Genomic DNA, 6,846 nt, shown 5'->3' with positions numbered 1-6,846 from the left:
GTGGCGGGTCGCCTGGCGCGTGCGGCGGGTCGGCTGGCGGGGTGGCGTGGCGGGTCGCCTGGCGCGTGCGGCGGGTCGGCTGGTGGGGTGGTGTGGCGGGTCGCCTGGCGGGGTGGTGCGGCGGGTCGCCTGGTGCGGCGGGTCGGCTGGCGGGGTGGTGCGGCGGGTCGCTTGGCGGGATGGCGCGGCGGGTCGGCTAGCGGGATGGTGCGCCGGGTCGGCTGGCGGGGTGGTGCGGCGCGGTCGGCTGGCGGGGTGGTGCGGCGCGGTCGATCGGCGGGCCGGCGCAGCGGCGTCAGTGCGCGGCTTCGTCCCGGACGGCGGCGATGTGGTTGCCGATCAGGGTCTGCAGGCCCTCGGCGTCACCGTCGGCGAGCAGGTCGCAGATGCGCTCGTGCTCGGTGAGGATGATCGGCGGGCGCACCGTGTTGTCGCGCAGCGCGGTGTTGACCATGCGCAGCTGGCGGTCGCGCAGGCCGGAGTAGAACTCGGCGAACAGGGCGTTGCCCGCGGCCTCGACAAGCGTGGCGTGGAACTCCCGGTCGAGCTGGGTGAAGCGGGCGGTGTGCTCGGGCATCGACACGGCGCGCTGCTCGTCAAGCACGGCACGCATCTTCGCGGCAACCTCGCGGTGCGTCCCCGCGGCGATGATCTTCGTGGCCGCGTGACGCTCCAGGAAGATCCTGGCCTCGGCGATGTCGTGCACCTCGTTCGGCGACACCGGGACCACCAGCGCGCCGCGCTTCGGGTACAGCCGCAGCAAGCCCTCGGCGGACAGCCGCAGGAACGCCTCGCGGACCGGGGTGCGGGACAGCTCCAGCGCTTCGGCGACCTCGCCCTCGCTGATCAGCCTCCCGCCTTCGAGACGGCCGTCCAGGATGCGGTCCTTGGTCCACTGGTAGGCCCGGTCGCCGGCCGCCTGTGAGCGGTCCCTCGTTGACATGGGCGCATCGTAGCCAGGAGGCTGATAGATACAAGATAGATGCAACAGGAGGTGATCCGGTGGCCGCGGGCAGGGCTTGGCTGATGTGGGGGCTGGGGGCGCTGTGCTACCTGACCGCGTTGTTCCACCGGATGAGCCTGTCGGTCGCCGGGCTCACCGCGCAGGAGCGGTTCTCGATCGACGCGACCGGGCTGGCCGCGTTCTCCGTGGTGCAGCTCGTGCTCTACGCGTTGCTGCAGGTGCCCGTCGGGGCGGCCGCCGACCGCTTCGGGCCGCGGCGCCTGCTGGCGCTCGGGATGGCGCTGATGGCGGCGGGGTCGATCGTGTTCGCGCTGGCCACGGCCTACCCAGCGGCGATGGCGGGCCGGGCGCTGATCGGCGCCGGTGACGCGTTCCTGTTCGTCAACGTGCTGCGGCTCGCGCACAACTGGTTCCCCGGCCGCCGGTACGCGCTGGTCGCGGCGCTCACCGGGATGATCGGCGGGCTCGGCCAGCTGATCGCGACCGCGCCGCTGGCCGCACTGCTCACCGGGTTCGGGTGGACGCCCGCGTTCCTGGTGGCCGGCGTGATCACGGCGGTGCTGCTGGTCGCGGTCGGTGTCGCGCTGCGGGACGGCCCGTCGGCGACCGTGCGCGAGGAGCCGCGGGAACCGTTGCGGGTCAGCCTGAGGCACGCGTGGCGCAATCGCGGCACGCGGCACGCGATGTGGACGCACTTCACGTTGATGGGCGCGTTCGTCACGTTCACCGCGGTGCTCGGCCAGCCGTACCTGGTGCACGCGCAGGGCCGGACCCCGGCGGCGGCGAGCGCGTTGCTGACCGTGGTGGTGGGCGGGTTCGTGCTGGCCGGGACGTTCGCCGGTCAGCTGGCTTCCCGGCGGCCCGGCGTGCGCGGGCCGATGGTCGCGACGGCCGCGGTGGTGAGCCTGGTGTGCTGGGCGGTGCTGGTCGTGGTGCCCGGACCGCTGCCGGTGGCCGTGCTCGGGCCGGTGCTGTTCCTGATCGGCGCGGCGGGCGCGGTGAGCATGCTGGCCTTCGACCTGGCGCGCTCGGCCAACCACGGGCACCAGGCCGGGGTCGCGAGCGGCGTGGCCAACATGGGCGGGTTCACCTTCGCGGTGGTCGCCGAGCTGGGGGCCGGCCTGCTGCTGGACGAACTGCTGCGGCACGGGGTGCCCGGGCCGCTGGCCTACCGGCTGTCATTCCTGGTGGCTCTCGTGATGGGACTGGCAGGCACCGTGCGGTTGCTGACGCTGCACAAGCACGCCGGAGTGCGCCCCCGCGAGCTGGAACTGGCTGCTTAGCCGGACGCTCTGCGCCGGTGGGCAGGCCCACCGGCGCAGAACTAAGAACTCAACGCGGCCAGGCCGAAGCCCGCCAGACGCCCGAACCCGGCTGCGGCAACGGCTGCCGCACCAGGGCGGCGCGGTCGGCCCAGAACGAGGTCCGCTCCGGCTTCTCCGGCTCGTCGCCGGGTGCGGAAGCGGCCGCGGCCACCACGGCGGTCAGCGCCGCCAGCTCGGCCTCGCTCGGGTCGCCGCGCACGATGCGCAGCAACGGCCGGGCGGGTGGGGTCTCTTCGGACTCGCTCATCGCTCCCCCTTACAGCGGGATGTTGCCGTGCTTCTTGGGCGGCAGCGTCTCGCGCTTGTCACGCAGCATGGACAGCGCCCGCGCCACGTGCCCGCGCGTGTGCGACGGCACGATCACCGAGTCGACGTAACCGCGCTCGGCCGCCTCGTACGGGTTGAGCAGCGTGTCCTCGTACTCCTGGATCAGCTCGGCCCGCAGCGCCTCGACGTCCTTGCCCTCCTCGGCGGCCTTGGCGAGCGTCTTGCGGTGCACGATGTTGGCCGCGCCCTGGGCGCCCATCACCGCGACCTGCGCGGTCGGCCACGCCAGGTTGATGTCCGCGCCGAGGTGCTTGGAGCCCATGACGTCGTAGGCGCCGCCGTAGGCCTTGCGCGTGATGACCGTGACCAGCGGGACCGTCGCCTCGGCGTAGGCGTAGATCAGCTTCGCGCCGCGGCGGATGATGCCGTTCCACTCCTGGTCGGTGCCCGGCAGGAAGCCTGGCACGTCGACGAAGGTCAGCACCGGCACGTTGAACGCGTCGCAGGTCCGCACGAACCGCGCCGCCTTCTCCGAGGCGTCGATGTCGAGGCAGCCGGCGAACTGCGTCGGCTGGTTGGCGACCACGCCGACCGCGTGCCCGTCGACCCGGCCGAACCCGACGATCACGTTCGGCGCGAACAGCTCCTGGACCTCCAGGAACTCGCCGTCGTCGAGCACGCGGGTGATGACCTCGTGCATGTCGTAGGGCTGGTTCGGCGAGTCCGGGATCAGGGTGTCCAGCTCGAGGTCGGACTCGGTGACGCCGTCGGCGATGGACCCGTCGGTCGGCTCCGGCGAGTCGAACACCGGCGGCTCGGACAGGTTGTTCGACGGCAGGAAGGACAGCAGCTCCTTGACGTAGGCGATCGCGTCCTCCTCGTCGGTGCCGAGGTAGTGCGCGTTGCCCGACTTGGTGTTGTGCGTCCGGGCGCCGCCCAGCTCCTCGAACGTCACCTCTTCGCCGGTCACGGTCTTCACGACGTCCGGACCGGTGATGAACATGTGCGAGGTCTGGTCGACCATCACGATGAAGTCGGTGAGCGCGGGGGAGTAGACGTGCCCGCCCGCGTTGGCGCCCATGATGAGCGAGATCTGCGGGACGACGCCGGAGGCCTTCACGTTGCGGGTGAAGATCTCGCCGTACAGGCCGAGCGAGACCACGCCCTCCTGGATGCGCGCGCCGCCGCCCTCGTTGATGCCGATGATCGGGCGGCCGGTCTTGATGGCCAGGTCCATCACCTTGACGATCTTCTCGCCGTAGACCTCGCCGAGCGAACCGCCGAACACGGTCACGTCCTGGCTGAACACGCACACCGGGCGGCCGTCGATGGTGCCGTACCCGGTCACCACCCCGTCGCCGTACGGGCGGTTCTTCTCCTGCCCGAAGTTGGTCGACCGGTGCCGCGCCAGCTCGTCGAGCTCGACGAACGAGCCGGGATCGAGCAGCAGGTCGATCCGCTCGCGGGCGGTCTTCTTGCCCTTCGCGTGCTGACGCTCCACGGCACGGGCGGACCCGGCGTGCACCGCCTCGTCGTTCCGGCGGTACAGGTCGGCCAGCTTCCCGGCCGTGGTGTGGATGTCCGGCTCCTCCGCCGGAGGCGTCCCGATCGGCTCCGTCGCGCTGCTCATGACGGGAGCCTATCTACTGCGCAAGGGGCGCGTGTGTGGCGTGAACCTCACCTGGCGAACCGCGACCAGGCGTCGAGCAGCCGCCGGGCAGATCCGCCCACCGGCCCGACCGCGTCGGCCAGGGTCTTCGCGTCCGGCAGCCGCGCCGAGTCGACCGCCGCCACCGCCTGCGCGGCGTCCGAAATGGTCGACGAGCACACCGAGAGCAGGTAGTCCGGCACGGTCAGGGCCGGGTCGGTCACCCCGACGACGGGCGTGCCGACGGCGGTGACCAGCGGGAACACCGTGCCCGGGATGCCGATGGCGGCTTCGGCGCGTGCCGAGGCCTGCACGGACGGGACGTCGCTGATCTCGTAGCGGTCCCACAAGGCGCGGTTCTCGCGCGGGTGCAGGCCGACGAGGATCCGCTTGCCTGCCGCCGCGAGTTTCTCCGCCGACGCGAGCAGCAGTTCGGTGCCGGGCGCCGCGGAACCGGTGCCGTCCGGGTGGGTGACGCTGGTGAGCACGAGGACGAGGCCCGGCTCCGGCTTGCGCTCGGGCAGGCCGTCGGTCTGCGGTGAGCCGACGACCTCGATGCGGCGGTGCGTGCCGAGGTAGGCGCCGAACGCGCGGGCCTCGGCGGGGGAGGACGACGTGATCAGCCGCGGGTGCAGCTCCTTCGCGCGCGCGGCCCGGACCGGCTGCTGGTAGGCGAGCGAACTGGCGACGAGCGGCAGCTTCCGGAATCGGGCCGCGCAGTCGGCGGGCCAGTCCCCGGCGCCGGTGACGACGAGCAGGTCCGCGCGCGGCGCGGTGTCCGGGGTCGCGACCGGAACCGGGTCGCCGGGGGTGACGCCGGTCAGGTCCGGGACCAGCTGGGTCAGCCGCCAGCCGCGCCGCGCGGCCTCGGCCAGCAGGGGTTTGACGTGGTAGGTGCCCCAGGGTTCGTTGGTCGCGATCAGCACGCGCGGGGCTCGGGAGGCGCTGGCGGTCCCGCCACCGAGGGCGGCGAGCGCGACGGCACCGCCGAGCACCGCACGCCGGGACACCGGTTTCGTCATGATCGACAAGCTAGGCGGCGCGGACGGCCTGCGGGTGAACGGCGAGCGAACGGTGTCAGCGCATCAGCTGCTCCCACACGTCAGTTTCGTGACGTCGCCGAGGTCGAGGCGGCCTTGCACACGAGGCGCAGCCACGCTCCGCCGTGAAGCCGGGCACGTGCACTGGGAAGTCGAGCACGTGCACCGGGAACCAGGCGGCCAGCTCGCCGGGCTCGGACAACGCCCACCAGACCTTCTCCGGCGGGTGCTTCAGGTGGCGCTCGAAGACGAGCGCGGCGCGGCCGTCCGGCTGACGGCGCAGTTCGCCGAGGTCGGTCACCGCACCTTCTCCTCGTAGCGCTTGGTCAGCAGGGCCGTGCGCTCCTCGGGCCACGGGCAGCGGATCTCGCCGAAGGTGGCGGCGAAGAACAGCTCCAGGTGGGTGTGCCAGGCGGCCAGCAGCTCGGCCCGCAGGTGCTTCAGCGCGAACGGGACCGTCTGCGTGAGCTCGATCCGGGTGCCGAGTTCGGCGTCGGCGACGATTTCGAACCGGACGCGGCCCGCGGGTGCGCCGTCGTGCAGCCACTCGTACTCCAGGACGTGCGGCGCGGACGCGGTGACGACCTTCCCCGCGGGCACGTAGCCGTTGGTGGCGCGCAGTGGCGGCGGGCCGCCGGGTTCGACCGGGGAGTCCTCGGTGAGCAGCCGCCAGATCTCCGCGGCCGGTTTCCAGACCAGGTCGCGGGCGAACCGCAGCTCGTACCCGGCGGCCGTCTCGTGCGCCGAGCCCTCGCCGAGGCCGAACTGGTCGATGTAGTGCTCCATCGCGGTCAGCCAGTCCGGCGGCGGGGGCGCGTCGGCGCCGTCCAGCCGTGCGGTCAGTGCGCCGAGGCAGGTGTCCCAGCCGATCGCGTTCCGTCCGGCGGACAGCCGCCCGATGTCGCCGCCGCCGATCGTCTGGGTGAAGACCAGCAGGCAGCCGTCACCGTCCGGCAGCAGCTCGAACCGCAGGACGTCGAGGTTCCAGGTGAAGGCGAACACCTTCGGCGGGTCGAATTCGAGGACCTCGCCGGTGCCGCCGTCGTCGACGGGCGCCTCGTCGGGGAAGACGAACCGGATCGGCGCGCCGATCCGCGCCTCGGTCTCGACGCGCGCCGGGAACCAGTGCGCCAGTTCGGCCGGGTCGGTGACGGCTCGCCAGACCTTCTCGGGCCGGTGCCGCAGGCGACGTTCGAAGCGCAGCACGGGTTTCCCTGCGATGGTGCGGAATTCGGTCACCTCGGGTCCTCCATCGAGTCCAGGTGGCGTTCGAGGGCGTCCAGGCTGGCGTCCCACATGCGCCGGTAGGGGGCCAGCCAGGCGTCGATCTCGGCGAGCGGCTCCGGGCGCAGCCGGTACCAGCGGCGTTGCGCGTCCTGCCGGACCTCGACCAGCCCCGCCTCGCGCAGCACCTTGAGGTGCTTGGACACCGCGGGCTGGGTGAGGCGCAGGCGCTCCACGAGGTCCCCGACCGGGCGCTCCGACGTGCGGAGCAGGTCGAGGATCTCGCGCCGCCGCGGCTCGGCGAGGACCTCGAACGTTGATGCCATACGAGGAATATAACCGCTGAGGAATATAAGTCAAGCTGTCACATCGGTGTTC

Annotated in this window: 8 protein-coding genes; 1 reads left to right on the top strand and 7 read right to left on the bottom strand. The window is 72.4% G+C overall.

Features of this window, described 5'->3' with window-relative positions; all coding sequences use genetic code 11:
* Positions 1-295: 295 nt before the first annotated feature.
* On the bottom strand, positions 296-943 hold the full coding sequence (locus ABZ215_RS12370) for a GntR family transcriptional regulator (RefSeq protein WP_237338756.1): 648 nt from the start codon (positions 941-943) through the stop codon (positions 296-298).
* A gap of 59 nt (positions 944-1,002) precedes the next feature.
* On the opposite strand from ABZ215_RS12370, the gene ABZ215_RS12365 reads away from it, so the two are divergent.
* Positions 1,003-2,247: an MFS transporter gene (locus ABZ215_RS12365; RefSeq protein WP_235716316.1), complete on the top strand. Its 1,245-nt coding sequence runs from the start codon at positions 1,003-1,005 to the stop codon at positions 2,245-2,247.
* A gap of 49 nt (positions 2,248-2,296) precedes the next feature.
* On the opposite strand, the gene ABZ215_RS12360 is transcribed toward ABZ215_RS12365, so the two are convergent.
* Genes ABZ215_RS12360 through ABZ215_RS12335 form a run of 6 tightly spaced genes read right to left on the bottom strand, consistent with a single transcriptional unit; the run spans position 2,297 to position 6,794 of the window.
* Entirely contained in the window at positions 2,297-2,536 is a 240-nt protein-coding gene (locus tag ABZ215_RS12360) for an acyl-CoA carboxylase epsilon subunit (protein WP_020423049.1), read from the bottom strand.
* Between the two features lie 9 nt (positions 2,537-2,545).
* Positions 2,546-4,186: an acyl-CoA carboxylase subunit beta gene (locus ABZ215_RS12355; protein ID WP_017986835.1), complete on the bottom strand. Its 1,641-nt coding sequence runs from the start codon at positions 4,184-4,186 to the stop codon at positions 2,546-2,548.
* Positions 4,187-4,233: 47 nt separating this feature from the next.
* Complete coding sequence (locus tag ABZ215_RS12350; protein WP_354949527.1) at positions 4,234-5,226, bottom strand: hypothetical protein; 993 nt, start codon at positions 5,224-5,226, stop codon at positions 4,234-4,236.
* 55 nt (positions 5,227-5,281) lie between these two features.
* Positions 5,282-5,545 (bottom strand): hypothetical protein, encoded by a 264-nt coding sequence (locus ABZ215_RS12345; protein WP_354949526.1) that lies wholly within the window; start codon positions 5,543-5,545, stop codon positions 5,282-5,284.
* Positions 5,542-6,483: an SRPBCC family protein gene (locus ABZ215_RS12340; RefSeq protein WP_354949525.1), complete on the bottom strand. Its 942-nt coding sequence runs from the start codon at positions 6,481-6,483 to the stop codon at positions 5,542-5,544. The genes ABZ215_RS12345 and ABZ215_RS12340 overlap by 4 nt, the downstream gene beginning before the upstream one ends.
* Positions 6,480-6,794: a metalloregulator ArsR/SmtB family transcription factor gene (locus ABZ215_RS12335; protein WP_020423046.1), complete on the bottom strand. Its 315-nt coding sequence runs from the start codon at positions 6,792-6,794 to the stop codon at positions 6,480-6,482. The genes ABZ215_RS12340 and ABZ215_RS12335 overlap by 4 nt, the downstream gene beginning before the upstream one ends.
* Positions 6,795-6,846: the final 52 nt, after the last annotated feature.

Source organism: Amycolatopsis sp. NPDC006131, from assembly GCF_040614175.1.
GTDB classification, from domain to species: domain Bacteria; phylum Actinomycetota; class Actinomycetes; order Mycobacteriales; family Pseudonocardiaceae; genus Amycolatopsis_E; species Amycolatopsis_E tucumanensis.
Note: the sequence above shows the minus strand (reverse complement) of the source record. Positions and strands in the feature narration are given on the sequence as shown.